The organism is Fuscovulum blasticum DSM 2131 (assembly GCF_003034965.1).
In the GTDB taxonomy this organism is placed as follows: Bacteria; Pseudomonadota; Alphaproteobacteria; order Rhodobacterales; family Rhodobacteraceae; genus Pseudogemmobacter; species Pseudogemmobacter blasticus.
In genome coordinates, this window is the sequence record NZ_PZKE01000005.1 from 1 (window position 1) to 17582 (window position 17582).

The following is a 17582-nucleotide window of genomic DNA, read 5'->3' on the forward strand; positions in this document are numbered from 1 at the left end:
ATGCCGCCTGGGCCTGCGCCGACCCCGGCATCCAGTTCCACGACACGGTGAACGCCTGGCACACCTGCCAGGAAGACGGGCCGATCCGCGGATCGAACCCCTGCTCGGAATACATGTTCCTGGACGACACCGCCTGCAACCTGGCGTCGATGAACCTGCTGACCTTCTTCCGGGACGGCAAGTTCGATGCCGATGCCTATGTCCATGCCTCGCGGCTGTGGACGGTGACGCTGGAAGTCAGCGTGATGATGGCGCAGTTCCCGTCGAAGGAAATCGCGCAGCTCAGCTACGACTTCCGCACCCTGGGCCTGGGCTATGCCAATATCGGCGGCCTGCTGATGAACATGGGCCTTGGCTATGACTCGGCCGAAGGCCGGGCGCTGTGCGGCGCGCTGACCGCCATCATGACCGGCGTCGCCTATGCGACCAGCGCCGAAATGGCGCGCGAGCTGGGGGCCTTCGCCGGCTATGACCGCAACCGCGACCACATGCTGCGGGTGATCCGCAACCACCGCGCCGCGGCCTGGGGCAAGACCACGGGCTATGAGGGGCTGAACGTCAACCCGGTGGCGCTGGATCACGCGAACTGCCCCGACCAGACCCTTGTCGCCCTTGCGAAATCCGCCTGGGACGAGGCGCTGTCGCTGGGCGAAAAGCACGGCTTCCGCAACGCCCAGACCACCGTGATCGCCCCCACCGGCACCATCGGCCTGGTGATGGATTGCGACACCACCGGGATCGAGCCCGATTTCGCGCTGGTCAAGTTCAAGAAGCTGGCCGGGGGCGGCTACTTCAAGATCATCAACCAGTCGGTTCCGGCCGCGCTGGAAAAGCTGGGCTACCCGGGTCATCAGGTGGCCGAGATCGTGGCCCATGCCGTGGGCCATGGATCGCTGGCGCAGGCCCCGGCGATCAACCATACCTCGCTGATCGGCCACGGCTTCGGCCCGGCCGAGATCGAGAAGGTCGAGGCCGCGTTGCCGACCGCCTTCGACATCAAGTTCGTCTTCAACCAATGGACCCTGGGCGCCGAGTTCTGCACCAAGACGCTTGGCATCCCGGATGAAAAGCTGAACGACCCGACCTTTGACCTGCTGCGCCACCTTGGCTTCAGCAAGGCCCAGATCGACGCCGCGAATGACCATGTTTGTGGAACGATGACGCTGGAAGGCGCGCCCTTCCTGCGCCCCGAACATTACCCGGTGTTCGACTGCGCCAACCCCTGCGGCAAGACCGGCAAGCGCTATCTTTCGGTCGAAAGCCACATCTACATGATGGCCGCCGCGCAGTCCTTCATCTCGGGCGCGATCTCGAAGACGATCAACATGCCGAACTCGGCCTCGATCGCGGAAACGCTGGCGGCCTATGAGCTGTCGCATTCGCTGGGCATCAAGGCCAATGCGCTGTATCGCGACGGCTCGAAGCTGTCGCAACCGCTGGCCTCGGCGCTGATCGAGGACGACGAGGAGGCCGAGGAAATTCTTGCCACCGGGTCGGCGCAGGAAAAGGCGATGGTGATTGCCGAGAAGATCGTCGAGAAGGTGATCGTCAAGGAAATCGTCCGCAGCCACCGCGAAAAGCTGCCCGAGCGCCGCAAGGGATACACGCAGAAGGCCATTGTCGGCGGCCACAAGGTGTATCTGCGCACCGGCGAATACCAGGACGGCAGCCTTGGCGAGATCTTCATCGACATGCACAAGGAAGGCGCCGGCTTCCGGGCGATGATGAACAACTTCGCCATCGCTGTGAGCGTCGGGCTGCAATACGGTGTTCCGCTGGAGGAATTCGTCGAAGCCTTCACCTTCACCCGATTCGAGCCGGCGGGCATGGTGCAGGGCAATGACAGCATCAAGAACGCCACCTCGATCCTGGACTACATCTTCCGCGAACTGGCGATCAGCTACCTTGACCGCACCGATCTGGCGCATGTCGCGCCGAAGGGCCACAGCTTCGACGAGATGGGCCGCGGTGACGATGAGGGCAAGCGCAACTTCGGCGAGGTCTCGGACACCGCCGCCACCAAGTCGGTGGAACTGCTGAAGTCGATCTCCTCGACCGGCTATCTGCGCAAGCGCCTGCCGCAAGAGCTGATGGTGTTCCAGGGCGGCGGCAACAGCGGCGCCATCGCCTTTGCCAATGGCACCGATCCGGCGGCGGCGCTCAGCATGCTGGTGCCCGAGGTCCGCACGGCGGGCCTGGCCGAAACCTCGGCGGTGGCGCTTGGCGCGGTGACGGCGGACGCCCGCACCAAGGCCAAGATGCAGGGCTATACCGGCGATCCCTGCGGGGAATGTGGCAACTACACGCTGGTGCGCAACGGCACCTGCCTGAAGTGCAACACATGCGGCGGGACGACGGGGTGTAGCTGAGGCGACCTGCAAACGAACACAAGGAAGGCCTGCGCAAGCAGGCCTTCTGTCATTTCCGGCCTGGCCTTGCCGCCCGGGGCGGCACCAAAACGGTTGATCTCGGGCGCAACTGTCCGTAACCCCGGGACAGTTGGGGGACCGATCGCTTTTCGGGATTCTGCCAGAATTTACCGAAACCTGCCGGGCCCGAACCGGCAAGAAAGCGACAGGCCGTGACAGCAGACCACCCGAAGACCCCGCGCACGGCGCGCGAATGGCTCAGCATCCTTGCGCAATACCGCGAACCTTCAACCTGGCGCAGCCTGTTCGAACTGGTGGCAACGCTGACGCCCTTCCTGGCGCTCTGGGTGCTGGCCTGGATGGCGCTGTCGGTCAGCCCCTGGCTGGCGCTGGCGCTGGCGGCGGCAAACGGGCTGTTTCTGGTGCGGATCTTCATCATCCAGCATGATTGCGGCCATGGCGCCTTTCTCAAGAACCGGCAGGCGCAGGATTGGGTTGGCCGCGTGCTGGGGGTGCTGACGCTGACGCCCTATGCGGTGTGGCGGCGCACCCATTCCATCCATCACGCCCATCACGGCGATCTGGATCATCGCGGCATCGGCGACGTGCTGACGCTGACCATTGCGGAATACCGCGCGCGGTCTGCCTTCGGGCGCTTTCTCTACCGGCTTTACCGGCACCCGTTCATCCTGTTCGTGCTGGGGCCAAGCTACCTGTTCATCCTGCAGAACCGGCTGCCCTTCGGGCTGATGAAGTCGGGCTGGCGCTACTGGACCTCGGCCATGGGGACCAATGCGATGATCGGCATCGCGCTGGGGCTGATCCTCTGGTTCGGCGGCCTGCTGCCGGTGCTGCTGATCTTCCTGCCCACCTCGGTGATTGCCGCCACCATCGGGGTCTGGCTGTTCTACGTCCAGCACCAGTTCGAGGAAACCCACTGGTCCAAGGGTGAGGACTGGCAGTTGCACAATGCCGCGCTGGAGGGCAGTTCGCATTATGTGCTGCCGCAGCCCCTGCGCTGGCTGTCGGGGAACATCGGTATCCACCATGTTCACCACCTGTATTCCCGCATCCCGTTCTATCGCCTGACCGAAGTGATCCGCGAACACCGCGATCTGGCCGAGGCGCAGCGCCTGACCATCCGCGAAAGCCTGGCCACGGTGAAGCTGAACCTGTGGGATGAGGGGCAGGGTCGGCTGATGTCCTTTGCCGAGGCCCGCCGCCGCTACGGCATCGCCTGACTTCATCTTGGCAGAAATACCCCACGGGGGTCCGGGGGTGTGAAACCCCCGGCGCGTGCGTTCCGACAGCAACGTGACTTTCCCTTGCGGTCTGCGGCCCTATAGTGACCGGCGACCGACGGAAGCCGGCCGTTGCGCCGTATTACCGGCAGCCCATGGGAATGACCGCCTTGACCACCGACCCGCGCCCCGATCTTGCCAGCCTGGCCCGCATGGCCCCCCGCCGCCGGTTCGGACTGTGGTTCTGGCTGGCGCTTGTGCTGGCCGTTGCCGCCGCCGGCACCGGCTGGTGGCTGACCCGCGCCCCCGCCGCCGTGACCTATGACACCAGTGCCGTCCGGCGCGGCGACCTGACAGTGACCGTGGTTGCCACCGGCACCATCCAGCCCACCACCAGCGTGGACATCTCGTCCGAACAGTCAGGCACCATCGCGGCGGTCGAGGTGGATTACAACGATGAGGTCGAGGTGGGGCAGGTGCTGGCGCGGCTGGATGACACCACGCTGAAAAGCCGTGTCACCACCGCCGAGGCGCAGCTTGCCTCGGCCCGGGCCAAGGTGATTCAGGCCGAAGCCACGGCGGCAGAGACGGCCGACGCCTGGGATTCCACCTCGGCGCTGGATGGCCGGGGGCTTGCCACCCGCACCACGGTGATTGCCGCGAAAGCCGCGCATGACCGCGCCGTTGCTGCGGTCGAGATCGCCCGGGCCGATGTGACGCTGAGCGAAGCCGCCCTGACCGAAGCCCGCAACGATCTGGACAAGGCGGTGATCCGCGCGCCGATCAAGGGCATCGTGCTGAAACGATCGGCCGAAGTGGGGCAGATCGTGGCCGCCACGCTGAACGCGCCGGTTCTGTTCACGCTGGCCGAAGACCTGGCCCGGATGGACCTGCAGGTCGCGGTGGACGAGGCGGACATTGGCCGGGTCAAATCGGGCCAGACCGCCGAGTTCACCGTTGATGCCTATCCCGGCCAGCGGTTCGAGGCGACGATCACCAGCCTGCGCTATGCGCCTGACGACAGCGACAGCGTGGTGACCTATACCGCCGTGCTGTCGGTCTCGAACGAAAAGCTGCTGCTGCGGCCCGGTATGACCGCCACCGCCACCATCACCATCGCCGAGGAAACCGATGCGCTGCTGATCCCGGTCACGGCGTTGCGCTATGCGCCGCCGCAGGCCGACAGTTCGGCCAGCCGGTCGGGGCGCGGGCTGATCGGCTATATCATGCCGTCGCGCCCGCCGGGCGCCACAGCGGCGCGGGGCAAGGTGGATGGTTCGGGCGTCTGGGTGCTGCGCGGGGGCGAGCCGGTCCGCGTCAAGATCACCCCCGGCGCGACCGACGGGACCAGCATCGTCGTCACCTCGGACGAGTTGCAGGAAGGCGACGAGGTTATCCTGGCGCAGCGCGAGGCCGGCTGATCATGGCCGCGCCGCTGATCGAATTCCGCAACGTCTCGCGCGTCTATGGCGAGGGCGAGGCCGAGGTGCGCGCGCTGGATGGCGTGGACCTGCGGATCGAGGCGGGGGAATTCGTGGCGGTGATGGGGCCGTCCGGGTCGGGAAAATCGACCGCAATGAACATCATCGGCTGCCTGGACCGCCCCACCGGGGGCGAATACCAGTTCGAGGGGGTGCCGGTTCAGGATCTGTCGCCCGACGCCCGCGCCTTGTTGCGGCGGCATTATCTGGGCTTCGTGTTTCAGGGCTTCAACCTGCTGCCGCGCACCTCGGCGCTGGAGAATGTGGAACTGCCGCTGATCTACAAAGGCGTCAGCGGGCCCGAGCGCGACGCCCGCGCCAGGGCTGCGCTGGCCAAGGTCGGGCTTCAGGGCCGCGAAGGGCATGATCCGTCGCAACTGTCGGGCGGCCAGCAACAGCGTGTGGCCATCGCCCGCGCGCTGGCCGGCAGCCCGACCGTCATTCTGGCCGACGAACCGACCGGCAACCTGGACAGCCACCGCAGCCACGAAATCTTGACGCTGTTGCAGGAACTGAACCGCGACGAGGGCATCACCATCGTCATGGTCACACATGAGCCCGACATCGCCGCCTATGCCAAGCGCCTGGTGGTGTTCACCGATGGCAAGATCACCCGTGACGAACCCTCGGCCGCGCTGGCGCCGGGCCTGACCGGAGCGGCGCCATGATCCTTGAGGCGGTTCGTCTGGCGCTGCGGTCGATCCTGCGCAACAAGCTGCGGTCGTTCCTGACCATCCTTGGCGTGGTGATCGGGGTGGGTGCGGTGATCGCCATGGTCACGGTGGGGCAGGGATCGTCACAGCAGGTGTCGGCCAGCGTGCAGAGCCTGGGGTCTGACATGGTGGTGCTGCGGCCCGGTCAGCGCGGCTTTGGCCCCGGTTCGGGCCCGCCGGCGCGGCGGTTCACCTTGCGCGATTCCGACGCGCTGGCGCATCTGCCGGTGGTCCGCTCGGTGGCGCCGACCGCCAATGCCAGCGCGACCGTGGTGTTCGGCAATGCCAATGTCTCGACCTCGATCACCGGCAGCACCGAGGCCTGGGCGGAGATCTCGAACTGGACCTTCGCATCGGGGCGCAATTTCTCGGCCTCGGAAGCGCGGGCCGGGGCGCCGGTCTGCCTGCTGGGCCAGACGGTCCGCACCAAGCTGTTCGGCGCCAGCGATCCGGTGGGGCAGCAGGTGCGCGTAAAGGCCATTTCCTGCACCGTGGTCGGCCTTCTGGGGGCCAAGGGGGCGGGCAGTTTCGGGCAGGATCAGGATGACCTGATCGTCATGCCGGTGCGGCTGGTGCAGCGGCGGCTGAATGGCAATGACGAGGTGAACGCCATCCAGATCGGCATCGCGCCCGGTGTTTCCACCGCCGAGGCGATTGGCCAGATCACCGACCTGATGCGTGACCGGCGGCGCATCGGCATGGGGCAGGACGACGATTTCTCGGTCACCGACATGAAGGAGGTGGCGTCCATGCTGAATTCGATCAATTCGGTCCTGTCGGGGATGCTGTCTTCGGTGGCGGCGGTCAGCCTTCTGGTGGGCGGCATCGGCATCATGAACATCATGCTGGTTTCCGTCACCGAACGGACGCGGGAAATCGGCATCCGGCTGGCCATCGGGGCCACGGGGCGGCAGGTGCTGACGCAGTTTCTGGTCGAGGCGGTGGTGCTGTCGCTGTTCGGCGGGCTGATCGGCATCATCGTCGGGCTGGCGCTGGCCTGGGGGGCGGGGCGGTTCATGGCCATTCCCTTCGCGCCCGACCCGCTGGTGGTGCTGCTGGCCTTTGCCTTCTCGGCGGTGGTGGGGGTGGTCTTCGGCTTCTTCCCCGCGCGCCGTGCGGCCCGGCTGGACCCGATCGAGGCGCTGCGGCACCAGTAGCGCGTCAGTTGTAGCGCATCGGCAGGGTGAAGCTGTAGCTGTCCTTCGCCAGCCCCTTGGGCGCGGCGGGGAAGCGGCCGGCGGCGCGGACGGCGGCAAGGGCGGCCTGATCCAGCGCGGCATGGCCGGACGAGGCCACGACCGAGGCCGACAAGAGCTTGCCGCTGCGGGCCACGACAAGCTGCACCTTGACCGTGCCGGTCGCGCCTGCCGCGCTGCGGGGGGTGGATTTCCGCGCCTCGATGCGGGAACGGATCTTGCCGCCCCAGGCGGTTTTCAGGTCGGTCTCGCTGGCGGCCCCGGCGCCGGCATCGGCGGCCTTGCCGGCAGCCCCGCTGGCCGCACCGCCCCCCGTGCCGGCGGCCTTGGTCGCGGCCTCTGGCTGCGGCGCGGCGGGACGTTTCTTCTTCTTGGCTTTTTTCTCGACCGGCTTGTCGGCCACCTTTTCCACGGGTTTGGGCGGCGGCGGCGGGGCCGAGAAGGCGCCATCATCGGCGGGCGGGGCATCGGCCTGCGGCAGATCGGGGCGCAACAGCGGGGCATCCGCCGGGGGCGGCGGCGTTTCGGCCGCTAGCGCGACCTCGGGCATTTCCGGCGCGGTTTCTGTCAGGCTTTCGGGCAGCGTGTCGGGCGCGACCGCAGGCACCTCGGGGGCAAGGTCGGGCACCAGATCGGCGGGGGTCATCAGCGTGACCTGCACCGCGGGCGGCGCGGGGCGGCTGAGGCTGTCAAGCCCGGCTTCCCCGGCGGCACCGGCATCCAGCCAGACCGGCGTGGCGACCAGCGCCAGCGCGGCCCCGGCGTGAAGCCCGGCCGAAACCAGCGCAGACCAGGGCGCGGCACGGGGCGACGGCGTGGCAGGCCCCGGCAAGGGGGCGGCGGTCAGGGCGGGGGCCGCACCGGGCGGTGACAGATGCGCCAGCGCCTTGCCTGTGGTGACGGGGCCGTGAACCGGGCCAAGCGGCACGCGCGGCGCCGGCAAGGCACCGCCCCGCAGCGCCACCAGTGCGGCGGCTGGCTTGGACAACCCGGTCATCCGTCTCTCCGAAGGTTCGGACGGCATCGGGTTGCGCGCCCGGCGGGGTGTTGTCAAGGGCCGGCCGTCTGCCGGGGGCCGGGCCGGCGCGGCGTTTCGCATCTGCAAGGGTTGAACCTGAGAACCGCTCTGTTAGGCTTTGGCGGATGAAGAAGCCGCAAGACAAGACCGCCCGGATGACCAAGGCCCTGCGCGAAGGCGGCGTGCGTGTCACGCGCCAGCGCGAAGCCTTGCTGAAGGTGCTGACCGAGGCCGCCGACCACCCGGATGCGGCCGAACTGCACCGCCGGGCGCAGGTGCTGGACGATACCGTGTCGCTGGCCACGGTCTATCGCACGCTGACGGTGCTGGAACGCGAAGGTGTGGTGCACCGCCATTCCTTCGAATCGGGCGGCGCGCGGTTCGAGGTGGCCGATCCGGTGCATCACGACCACATCGTCGACATCGACACCGGGCATATCATCGAATTCCGCAACGACAAGATCGAGGAATTGCAGCGCCTGATCGCGGCGGAGATGGGCTATGAAATCGTCCATCACCGGCTGGAGCTTTACTGCAGGAAGCTGGCGTAAGGGGCCGATTTTCTGCGGGAAATCGCACCGGAGCCTTGAAGGCTCCGGGGTTACCCGATGATCCTGAACTCGCGCCGGATATGGGCGGTTTCCTTGAACCACCGGCTTTCACGCGTGCGGGTCTGATGGGCGTCAAAGGCGGCGCGGTCGGTGAAGGTTTCGTTCACCTGCCAGACCAGCGGGTCACTGGTCGGGACCACATCGAAGGACAGGCAGCCGGGTTCGGCCCGGGTCAGGCGGATGTGGTCAGGCAGATAAAGCTGCACCAGGGCCGCTTGCGCCGCATCGGCGCAGATCAGGCGGCCGGTCAGGGTGATCATGGCAGGGTCCGCGCGGAAACCGCGCCCGGATGTCGTGGGAAATCCGGAGCGCGTCTCACTCCAGCTCGATCGTGCCGGGGGGCTTCGAGGTGCAGTCGTAGAAGACGCGGTTCACGCCCTTCACTTCGTTGATGATCCGCGTGGCGGTTTCGCCAAGGAAATCATGGGTGAAGGGATAGTAGTCGGCAGTCATGCCGTCGACCGAGGTGACCGCGCGCAGCGCCAGCGCATAGTCATAGGTGCGCCCGTCGCCCATCACGCCCACGGTGCGCATCGGCAGGATGGCCGCGAAGGCCTGCCAGATGTCATCGTAAAGCCCGTGCTTGCGGATCTGGTCGATATAGACCGCATCGGCGCGGCGCAGGATCTCCAGCTTTTCGCGGGTGATCTCGCCGGGGCAGCGGATGGCCAGGCCGGGGCCGGGGAAGGGATGGCGGCCGATGAAGGATTGCGGCAGGCCCAGTTCGCGGCCCAGAGCGCGGACTTCATCCTTGAACAGCTCGCGCAGCGGTTCCACCAGCTTGAGGCCCATCTTTTCCGGCAGGCCGCCGACATTGTGGTGCGACTTGATGGTGACCGAGGGGCCGCCCGAGAAGGAGACCGATTCAATCACGTCGGGGTAAAGCGTGCCCTGCGCCAGAAACTGGGCGCCACCCACCTCATGCGCGTGTTTCTGGAACACGTCGATGAACAGCTTGCCGATGGTCTTGCGCTTGACCTCGGGGTCGCTGATGCCTTCCAGCGCGCCAAGGAACAGGTCGCTTTCGTCGGCATGGATCAGCGGCATGTTGTAATGGTCGCGGAACATGCTGACGACCTGTTCCGCCTCGCCCAGACGCAGCAGGCCGTGGTCGACGAAGACGCAGGTAAGCTGGTCGCCGATGGCTTCGTGGATCAGCACCGCGGCGACCGAGGAATCAACCCCGCCGGACAGGCCGCAGATCACCTTGGCATCGCCCACCTGTTCGCGGATCTTGCGGATCGCTTCTTCGCGGTAGGCGCCCATGGTCCAGTCGCCCTTGAAGCCGGCGAGACGGACGAAGTTTTCATAGAGTTTCGCGCCGCGCGGGGTGTGGTGCACCTCGGGGTGGAACTGCACGGCGTAGAACCGGCGCTCGGGGTCGGCGGTGATGGCGAAGGGCGCGTTGGGCGAGGTGCCATAGACGCGGAAGCCGGGGGCGATTTTCGACACATGGTCGCCGTGGCTCATCCAGACCTGTTCGTCGCCGGCATCGAACCAGCCGTCCAGAAGCGGCAGGCGGTCGGCGGTGGGGGTGACGAAGGCCTTGCCGAATTCGGCTGTGCCGTGGCCGCCTTCGACATGGCCGCCGAGGACGTGCATCATCACCTGCTGGCCGTAGCAGATGCCAAGGATCGGCACGCCCAGATCGAACACGCCTTTCGGCGGCATCGGGGCGCCGTCCCAGTAGACGCTGGCCGGCCCGCCCGAGAAGATCACGGCCTTGGGGGCGAAGGCCTGAAGAAAGGCGTCGTCCACGCGGTTGTAGGGATGGATCTCGCAATAGACGTTCAGCTCGCGCAGGCGGCGGGCGATGAGCTGCGTGACTTGCGAGCCGAAGTCGATGATGAGGAGGCGGTCATGCTGGGTCATGCGCCCGCGTAGCGCGCAAGGGCTGGCGTGGCAAGAGGGCGGTTGGCCGGGCGAACGGGTATTTGGGCCAAGGTGAAGCCGGGGTCGTTTTCCGGCGCGAGCCGTGTCGCTTTTGGCGGTCATGCGCCGCAATCGGGGGGCGGGGCGGCCGGGTTTGCGGGCATAAGGACGGCAACGGATTCCCCTTTGGAGGCGGAGATGAGCGAGACGGATGTGGCGGAAGCAGGGGCAGGCCGGCGGGCGCGGGGCGGTGGCGGCAGCGCGCGGCGGGCCGAGCGCACGGCGGTCAGCTTCGAGACCGCGCGCTATATCGAGCGCAACATCCCGAATTTCGAGATTCTGAACGAAGAAGCGTTGCAGATCATCGAGCACAACGCCGAGACGGTGCTGGAAGAGATCGGCGTCAACTTCGTGGAGAACCCGGGCGCGCTGGCGCGCTGGCGCGAGGCGGGGGCCGATGTGCGGGGCGAGCGGGTGCATATTCCGCGCGGCCTGGCGCGGCAGTTGTGCGCCTCGGCGCCCGGCAGCTTTACCCAGCACGCCCGCAACCCGGCCCGCAACGTGGAAATCGGCGGCAAGGGGCTGGTGCTGGCGCCGGTCTATGGCCCGCCCTTTGTCCGCGATGCGGAAGGCGGGCGTCGCTATGCGACGATGGAGGATTTCCGCAATTTCGTGAAACTGGGCTACATGTCCAAGTGGCTGCACCATTCGGGCGGCACGGTCTGCGAACCGACCGACATTCCGGTGAACAAGCGGCATTTCGACATGCTGCTGGCCCATATGACGCTGAGCGACAAGCCCTATATGGGATCGGTTACCGAACCCAGCCGCGCGGCGGATTCGGTCGAGATGTCGAAGATCCTGTTCGGCGACGATTTCGTTGACCAGAACACGGTGATGACCAGCCTGATCAACATCAACAGCCCGATGACCTTTGACGGCATCATGATGGGCGCGCTTGAGGTTTATGCGCAGGCCAATCAGGCGGCGATCATCAGCCCGTTCATCGTGGGCGGCGCCATGGCGCCGGTGACGGTGGCCGGCACGCTGACGCAGGTGCTGGCCGAATGTCTGGCCGGGGTGGCCTACAGCCAGCTTGTCCGCAAGGGCGCGCCGGTCATCATGGGGGCCTTCGTCACCAGCATCGACATGAACAGCGGCGCGCCTACCTTCGGCACGCCCGAGGCGGCGCATATCACCTATGGCGCGGGGCAGTTGGCGCGGCGGCTGGGGCTGCCCTATCGCAGCGGCGGCGCGTTCTGCGGATCGAAGCTGCCCGACGCGCAGGCGGCCTATGAAACCGCCAACAGCCTGAACATGGCGCTGCTGGCCGGTGTCAACTTCATGCTGCACGCCTGCGGCTGGCTGGAGGGCGGTCTTGTATCGTCCTACGAGAAGTTCGTGATGGACGCCGACCAGTTGGGCTGCCTGCACGGGCTGGCCAAGGGCGTGGCGGTGGATGCCAACGGGCAGGGCATGGACGCGATCCGCGAGGTCGGGCCCGGCGGTCACTATCTGGGCTGCGAACATACCCAGGCCAACTTCAAGTCGGCCTTCTGGCGCACCGACCTGCTGGATTACAAACCCTTCGAGACCTGGGAAGAGGAAGGCGCGCGCGACACGCAGGCGCTGGCATCGGCCCGCGTGAAGAAGATGCTGGGCGACTATCAGGCGCCGGCGCTGGACGAAGGCAAGCGCGAGGCGCTGGAAGCCTATGTCGCGCGCCGCAAGAGCGAGATGCCCGACGCTTTCCTGTAAGCGCCCGATCCGCCGGCACGCTTAACCGGCGTTTCGACAGCGGAAACAATAGGCCCGCGTTCCGCCTGGAACGCGGGCTTTTTGCTGCCAGAAGGCCGGATCAGCCGACAGGCCGGCCTGCGGCAAGGCGGGCTTCGGCCAGAAGCGCCACCAGCATCTCGACATGGGCGGGAATGGAATAGGCGGCATCGCCGCGAAGCCGGGTTTCTTCCAGCCGCGCCTCGGCCTCGATCAGACGGGGCAGGGCGCGTTCGGGCCGGGTTTCCCCGCCCAGAAGCCGCGGCAGCAGGCGCGCGCGGCGGTAATGGGCCAGCCCGTGACGGGCGGCCTGCATCAGCAGCCCTGGACGGCGCAGCGTTGCAAGGCCGGGGTGGGAAAGCGTCATGGCAACCTCCTGCAGAATCTCGGAGGTCAGTTTGCACCGGAACAACCCTGCGTTGCATTTCGGCCATTTCCTGCGCGCGGCGTGGTTGGGATTGTTTAGGATTTAGTTACGATTATGGCCAGAAGGTTAAGGGTTAACTTTCAGGTAACCAATTCTTCTCTAGGTTGCATCGTCCGGTTTCCCGGATGATGCGCTCTCATGTAGCCGCAAGCCCAGGATGACAGGATTGTCCGCCACTGCCGTAGCCCCCTTGCCCGACTGGCTGCCAGCCAAGGTGCGTCTTTACCTCAGCCATACCGAAGACGGAGTGCCTCTGCGGGCGCTGGCGCGGGAGGTCGGGCTGAATGCCTCGACCGTGCTGCGGCAGGTGCGGCGGTTCGAATGTCGCCGGGATGATCCGCTGATGGACGGCGCGCTGGAGGCGCTGGCGCGGGCGGCCCGTTCCGACATCCCCGATCCCAGCCGAAAGGACGCATCCGACATGACCGCACCGATCCGAAACCTGCCCGTCCTGCCTGACGAGGCCCAGCTTGAGCGCGAGGGGCGGCGGGTGCTGCGCCGGCTGGTCGAGCCGGGCGCGGTGCTGGCCTTTGCGCCCGAGATGGAGAAGGCGGCGGTGCTGCGCGAGTTTCCCGACGGCAAATCGGCGCGGACGGCGGTGCTGGACCGTTCCGTCGCGCAGGCGATGAGCGTGAAGGACTGGATCGCCTGCCGCAAGGCGGGCCGCATCTCGGTTTATGAAATCACGGCGGCGGGGCGGGCGGCGCTGAAACGGATGCTGGATGCCGAGGACCGGCGCCGCAACGGCGGGCTGGCCGAGGCGGCGGCCCCCTTCGGCGACCAGCACCGGAGCTGGGGCGAGCGCACGGTGCCCGAAGCCGACGGCCTGCGGCGGGTGCGCTGCAATCTGGCGGAAAGCCCGGTCGCGGTGCTGGGACGGCGGCGCGACAAGGACGGCAAGCCGTTTCTGGAAACCTCGCTGATCGACGCGGCCGAACGGCTGCGCGAGGATTTCGAGCTGGCGCAGATGGGGCCGCGCGTGGCGCAGAACTGGGAAAAGTTCCTGACCGGCGGCGACCGGGGCAGCTATCGCGCCGATGCCGGGCTGGCCGAAGGGCCGGGCCGGGCGCGCGAACGGGTGGCGGCGGCGCTGCGCGATCTGGGGCCGGGTCTGGGCGACGTGGCGCTGCGGGTGTGCTGCTTTCTGGAAGGGATCGAGGCGGCCGAGCGGCGGATGGGCTGGGCGGCGCGGTCGGGCAAGATCGTGCTTCGCATCGCGCTGATGCGGTTGCGGCGGCATTATGATGAAACCTATGGCCGGTCAGGCCCGCTGATCGGCTGAGGCGGGCTCAGGCGCCAAGGCCGCGCAGGACAAGCACCACCGACAGCGCGCCGAGCCAGACCGACGCCACCCGCCGGATGATCAGCATCTGCCTTGCTGGCTGGTCCTTGCGCCCGGCCAGCAGGGCGCCGCCGGTGATCCAGAGGCAGGCCACAAGCACGACCTGCGCCGAGAAATTGGCCAGGTTAAGCGCAAGCCCGGTTGGCGCCGGCAGCAGCACCAGCCCGAAGATCAGGGCCTTGGGGTTCAGAAGCGTGGTGAAGAACACGGTGCGCGCGCCAACGCTGGGCGTTCCGGCCGCAACGTCCGGCAGGCGCCACAGCCGCACCGCAAGCACGGCCACCCACAGCCCGGCCAGCAGGGCAATCGCGGCGCGGGCGTGGGGCAGGCCGTTCATCAGATGCGCGCCGGCCAGCGTCAGGGGAAGGACTGTTGTCAGGTAGCCGGCCAGTTCGGCCGGGATCAGGCGCAGGGCCTTGGCCGCGCCGCGTTCGCTGCCGGCGACGAACATCAGGGTATTGGTCGGCCCGGGCGTGATCAGCAGCCCGAGTATGGCAAGGGACAGTTCGAGCGTGGTCATGGTGGCCTGCAGTTTGTCTGTGCCGATGTGCCGCGACAAGGCCGGTTGCGCCTTGATGCGTATCAAACTCAGGTTATGGCGGCGCGCAATGCAAAACGGAGGGCGCCTTGCGGGCCCTCCGTTCCATAGTCGTTCAGGTCAGGATCAGTCGGCGCGGGTCAGGCCGGCCTTGTGGACGATGCCCGCCAGCGCACCGCCGACCAGCGGCGCCACGATGAAGACCCAAAGCTGCGACAGGGCGGTGCCGCCCACCAGCAGCGCCGGGCCGATCGAGCGGGCCGGGTTGACCGAGGTGCCGGTGACGGCGATGCCGACGAGGTGGATCATCGTCAGCGTCAGGCCGATGGCCAGGCCGGCCATGGCGGCCGGGGCACCCGACTGGGTGGCGCCAAGGATCACGGTCACGAAGATGAAGGTCGCGACGCCTTCGAACACCAGCGCCGAGGTCAGCGAATAGCCGCCCTGATAGCCCGCGCCATAGCCGTTCTGGCCAAGGCCGTTGACGGCGATGTCATAGCCCTGACCGCCGCTGGCGATCAGCAGCAGCACGGCAGCCGCCAGAATGGCCCCGGCCACCTGGGCCAGTGCATAGACGGCGAAGGTGGTCGCGTCGATGCGGCCGGCCATCAGCGCGCCCAGGCTGACGGCGGGGTTCAGGTGCGCGCCCGAGATCGCGCCAAGGCCGTAGGCGGCCGCGACGATGGTCAGGCCGAAGGCCAGCGCGATGCCCATCAGACCGATTTGTGCCCCCATCAGAACGGCGGCGCCGCAACCGAAGAAGACAAGGATGAAGGTGCCCAGCACCTCGGCGAAGAACTTCTTGCCCATGGTAACTCCACTGTTTTTCAGAACCGGCGGTTCGCGCAAAAGGCGCGACACGTTGCCTGCCGGCATGTTAGCGCATATGTCAGAAGAACCCCGATACGGCTAGGGGGAAAAACCACAGAGGGCTTGCAGCTTTGCGCGACCTGAAAATTCCCGAAGAGCGCCACCCCGAAAAGGCGCATCGTCCTGACAACGCCCAGCCGAAGAAGCCGGCCTGGATCAGGGTAAAGGCCCCCACGTCAGAGGGTTACAAGACAACCCGCGACATTCTGAAGGCCAAGAAACTGGTGACGGTCTGCGAAGAGGCGGGCTGCCCCAATGTCGGCGAATGCTGGAGCCAGGGTCACGCCACCATGATGATCATGGGCGAGATCTGCACCCGCGGCTGCACCTTCTGCAACGTCGCCACCGGCAAGCCGCAGGCGCTGGATGCCTTCGAGCCGGGCCGTGTGGCCCATGCCGTTTCGGAACTTGGGCTGAAGCATGTCGTCGTCACCAGCGTGGACCGCGACGATCTTGCCGATGGCGGGGCCGAACATTTCGCCCAGACCATCCGTGCCATCCGCCATCGCGCGCCCGACACCACCATCGAGGTGCTGGTGCCCGATTTCCTGAAATGCGGGCCCGAAGCGCTGGAAACCGTGGTTGCGGCGCGGCCCGATGTGCTGAACCACAACCTTGAAACCGTGCCCGGGCTTTATCCGGGGGTGCGGCCCGGCGCGCGCTATTTCCACAGCCTGCGGCTGTTGCAGCGGGTCAAGGAACTGGACCCGACGATGTTCACCAAATCGGGCATCATGGTCGGGCTGGGCGAGGATCGCGCCGCCGTGCAGCAGGTGATGGATGACATGCGCAGCGCCGATGTCGATTTCCTGACCATCGGCCAGTATCTGCAGCCGACGCCGAAACACCATGCCGTGGCGCGCTTCGTGACGCCCGAGGAATTCGCGGCCTATGAGACGGCGGCCTATGGCAAGGGATTCCTGATGGTGTCGGCCACGCCGCTGACGCGGTCCAGCTATCATGCGGGGGACGATTTCGCCCGGCTGCGGACGGCCCGGCTGGAAAAGCTGGGGCGGGCCTGACACGACCGTCTGAAAGACAGACGGCCGCCCGGAAAGGGGCGGCCGTTGTCTTGTCCGGTGATCTGATCCGCGATCAGAACTTAAGACCGACGCCGATGTCGTAGATCTGGTCATTGTCGACAAAGGACGCGCCGCCCTCGACAAAGCCGACCTGACCAAAGCGGTATTCGGCCCCCAGCGAATAGATGTTCTCGCTGTTCTCGATCAGCAGCATGTCGCCCTTGACGGTCAGTTCGGGCATCACGTCATAGGTGCCGAACAGGCGCCCTGTGGTGATGCCTTCGCTGCCGTAATCCACCCGCGCCAGTTCCCCGCCGAAGGAATAGACATCGGCGCTGTAGAGGCCACCGATCTTGACCACCGACGGATCGACGCTGAGCAGATCGCCCAGTTCGCCGCTGATGAACAGCGTCGTCGCGCCGTTGGAATAGTTCATCACGCCCTGGATCAGGTCCAGATCGTCGCCACCGATTTCAAAGCGGTGGTAGGACAGGCCATAGCTGACCGAACCGGATTGCCCGGTGAAGGCCAGGCCCGGCGCAAAACCATTGTCCTCGAAGCCGGCCGCGGTCGACAGCGGACCACGGGCGAAAGAGGTTTCAAGATCCAGCAGTCGCGAGGTGCCGAAGCGCGGCAGCACGGCCATCGATTCGACCACCGGCCGCGGGGCGCCGACAGAGAACTCGCCCATGTCGGTCGAGAAGACGAGCGCGGCCCAGATGTTGGTCAGGTCTTCGTCGGAATCGCCGATATAGGTTGAATCAAGCGCCGCATCGAAGCCGATCAGCCCGCCCGAACGCCAGCTCAGTCCAAGATCGGCATCCAGAACGGCGGTGTCGTCCGATTCGTACTTGTCATATTCCAGCTTGACCGAGCCGGTCACGGCCAGACCGTTGCCAAGATCGAAAGCCGAGGCGGCAGACGGCGGGATTGCACCGACGGCAAGCAGGGCAAGGAGAGAAACGCGCATCATGGGAGCCTCCGATCTTCTTGTTCCTGCTTTCGCGCAATCTGGGGGCGAACGAAACAGTTGGCTGGGCCATTGCGAAACCTTGGCCGCGTCTGTTGCCGCGATACAACGCAAATTCTTGTGTCTGGCGGTGTCG

The 17582-nt window shown here is 66.7% G+C and carries 16 protein-coding genes; 9 read left to right on the forward strand and 7 right to left on the reverse strand.

Translation table 11 applies throughout. From position 1 onward, the window contains the following. The 5 genes from C5F44_RS06455 to C5F44_RS06475 all read left to right on the forward strand — a co-directional run. On the forward strand, nt 1-2369 hold a 2369-nt coding region (locus C5F44_RS06455; protein ID WP_478210332.1), incomplete at its 5' end, for a TSCPD domain-containing protein. A 212-nt stretch (nt 2370-2581) separates the two neighbouring features. After that, entirely contained in the window at nt 2582-3610 is a 1029-nt protein-coding gene (locus tag C5F44_RS06460) for a fatty acid desaturase (protein ID WP_107672711.1), read from the forward strand. Nucleotides 3611-3771: 161 nt separating this feature from the next. Beyond that, nucleotides 3772-5031: an efflux RND transporter periplasmic adaptor subunit gene (locus C5F44_RS06465; protein ID WP_235822553.1), complete on the forward strand. Its 1260-nt coding sequence runs from the start codon at nt 3772-3774 to the stop codon at nt 5029-5031. Beyond that, entirely contained in the window at nt 5031-5759 is a 729-nt protein-coding gene (locus C5F44_RS06470; protein ID WP_107672713.1) for an ABC transporter ATP-binding protein, read from the forward strand. Before C5F44_RS06465 ends, C5F44_RS06470 begins: the two co-directional genes overlap by 1 nt. After that, the gene (locus tag C5F44_RS06475; protein ID WP_107672714.1) at nt 5756-6961 is read left to right on the forward strand and encodes an ABC transporter permease; all 1206 of its coding nucleotides are present in this window, start codon (nt 5756-5758) and stop codon (nt 6959-6961) included. The genes C5F44_RS06470 and C5F44_RS06475 overlap by 4 nt, the downstream gene beginning before the upstream one ends. Nucleotides 6962-6965: 4 nt before the next feature. Here C5F44_RS06475 and C5F44_RS06480 read toward each other — a convergent pair whose 3' ends face one another. After that, nucleotides 6966-7997: a TonB family protein gene (locus tag C5F44_RS06480; RefSeq protein ID WP_107672715.1), complete on the reverse strand. Its 1032-nt coding sequence runs from the start codon at nt 7995-7997 to the stop codon at nt 6966-6968. Between the two features lie 146 nt (nt 7998-8143). Here C5F44_RS06480 and C5F44_RS06485 point away from each other — a divergent pair, with 146 nt between their 5' ends. Next, a complete protein-coding gene (locus tag C5F44_RS06485; protein ID WP_107672716.1) occupies nt 8144-8569 on the forward strand; it encodes a Fur family transcriptional regulator in 426 nt (141 codons plus the stop codon). A 50-nt stretch (nt 8570-8619) separates the two neighbouring features. Here the strand turns inward: C5F44_RS06485 and C5F44_RS06490 are convergent, their stop codons facing one another. Both C5F44_RS06490 and guaA read right to left on the reverse strand, forming a co-directional pair. Continuing rightward, nucleotides 8620-8889, reverse strand: coding sequence for a putative quinol monooxygenase (locus tag C5F44_RS06490; protein WP_107672717.1), 270 nt, complete (start codon nt 8887-8889; stop codon nt 8620-8622). Between the two features lie 55 nt (nt 8890-8944). Next, a complete protein-coding gene (gene guaA, locus C5F44_RS06495) occupies nt 8945-10501 on the reverse strand; it encodes a glutamine-hydrolyzing GMP synthase (RefSeq protein ID WP_107672718.1) in 1557 nt (518 codons plus the stop codon). A gap of 198 nt (nt 10502-10699) precedes the next feature. Here guaA and C5F44_RS06500 point away from each other — a divergent pair, with 198 nt between their 5' ends. After that, on the forward strand, nt 10700-12259 hold the full coding sequence (locus tag C5F44_RS06500) for a trimethylamine methyltransferase family protein (protein WP_107672719.1): 1560 nt from the start codon (nt 10700-10702) through the stop codon (nt 12257-12259). A gap of 100 nt (nt 12260-12359) precedes the next feature. Here C5F44_RS06500 and C5F44_RS06505 read toward each other — a convergent pair whose 3' ends face one another. Beyond that, on the reverse strand, nt 12360-12644 hold the full coding sequence (locus C5F44_RS06505; RefSeq protein ID WP_107672898.1) for a DUF6477 family protein: 285 nt from the start codon (nt 12642-12644) through the stop codon (nt 12360-12362). A 217-nt stretch (nt 12645-12861) separates the two neighbouring features. On the opposite strand from C5F44_RS06505, the gene C5F44_RS06510 reads away from it, so the two are divergent. Beyond that, entirely contained in the window at nt 12862-13986 is a 1125-nt protein-coding gene (locus tag C5F44_RS06510) for a DUF6456 domain-containing protein (protein ID WP_107672720.1), read from the forward strand. Nucleotides 13987-13993: 7 nt separating this feature from the next. Here the strand turns inward: C5F44_RS06510 and C5F44_RS06515 are convergent, their stop codons facing one another. After that, a complete protein-coding gene (locus C5F44_RS06515) occupies nt 13994-14566 on the reverse strand; it encodes a hypothetical protein (protein ID WP_107672899.1) in 573 nt (190 codons plus the stop codon). A gap of 144 nt (nt 14567-14710) precedes the next feature. Beyond that, nucleotides 14711-15394, reverse strand: coding sequence for an aquaporin Z (aqpZ, locus tag C5F44_RS06520; RefSeq protein WP_107672900.1), 684 nt, complete (start codon nt 15392-15394; stop codon nt 14711-14713). Between the two features lie 131 nt (nt 15395-15525). Here aqpZ and lipA point away from each other — a divergent pair, with 131 nt between their 5' ends. Continuing rightward, on the forward strand, nt 15526-16476 hold the full coding sequence (gene lipA, locus C5F44_RS06525) for a lipoyl synthase (RefSeq protein ID WP_107672721.1): 951 nt from the start codon (nt 15526-15528) through the stop codon (nt 16474-16476). A gap of 73 nt (nt 16477-16549) precedes the next feature. On the opposite strand, the gene C5F44_RS06530 is transcribed toward lipA, so the two are convergent. Continuing rightward, nucleotides 16550-17449: a hypothetical protein gene (locus C5F44_RS06530; RefSeq protein WP_107672722.1), complete on the reverse strand. Its 900-nt coding sequence runs from the start codon at nt 17447-17449 to the stop codon at nt 16550-16552. Nucleotides 17450-17582 lie beyond the last annotated feature (133 nt).

Excerpts from the sequence above, each read along its gene's own strand:
- C5F44_RS06475 (WP_107672714.1), top strand. The coding sequence starts at position 5,756 with ATGATCCTTGAGGCGGTTCGTCTGGCGCTGCGGTCGATCCTGCGCAAC.
- aqpZ (WP_107672900.1), bottom strand. The coding sequence starts at position 15,394 with ATGGGCAAGAAGTTCTTCGCCGAGGTGCTGGGCACCTTCATCCTTGTC.
- C5F44_RS06490 (WP_107672717.1), bottom strand. The coding sequence starts at position 8,889 with ATGATCACCCTGACCGGCCGCCTGATCTGCGCCGATGCGGCGCAAGCG.
- C5F44_RS06515 (WP_107672899.1), bottom strand. The coding sequence starts at position 14,566 with ATGACCACGCTCGAACTGTCCCTTGCCATACTCGGGCTGCTGATCACG.
- C5F44_RS06500 (WP_107672719.1), top strand. The coding sequence starts at position 10,700 with ATGAGCGAGACGGATGTGGCGGAAGCAGGGGCAGGCCGGCGGGCGCGG.
- C5F44_RS06505 (WP_107672898.1), bottom strand. The coding sequence starts at position 12,644 with ATGACGCTTTCCCACCCCGGCCTTGCAACGCTGCGCCGTCCAGGGCTG.
- C5F44_RS06465 (WP_235822553.1), top strand. The coding sequence starts at position 3,772 with ATGACCGCCTTGACCACCGACCCGCGCCCCGATCTTGCCAGCCTGGCC.
- C5F44_RS06530 (WP_107672722.1), bottom strand. The coding sequence starts at position 17,449 with ATGATGCGCGTTTCTCTCCTTGCCCTGCTTGCCGTCGGTGCAATCCCG.
- C5F44_RS06510 (WP_107672720.1), top strand. The coding sequence starts at position 12,862 with ATGACAGGATTGTCCGCCACTGCCGTAGCCCCCTTGCCCGACTGGCTG.
- C5F44_RS06480 (WP_107672715.1), bottom strand. The coding sequence starts at position 7,997 with ATGACCGGGTTGTCCAAGCCAGCCGCCGCACTGGTGGCGCTGCGGGGC.
- guaA (WP_107672718.1), bottom strand. The coding sequence starts at position 10,501 with ATGACCCAGCATGACCGCCTCCTCATCATCGACTTCGGCTCGCAAGTC.
- C5F44_RS06485 (WP_107672716.1), top strand. The coding sequence starts at position 8,144 with ATGAAGAAGCCGCAAGACAAGACCGCCCGGATGACCAAGGCCCTGCGC.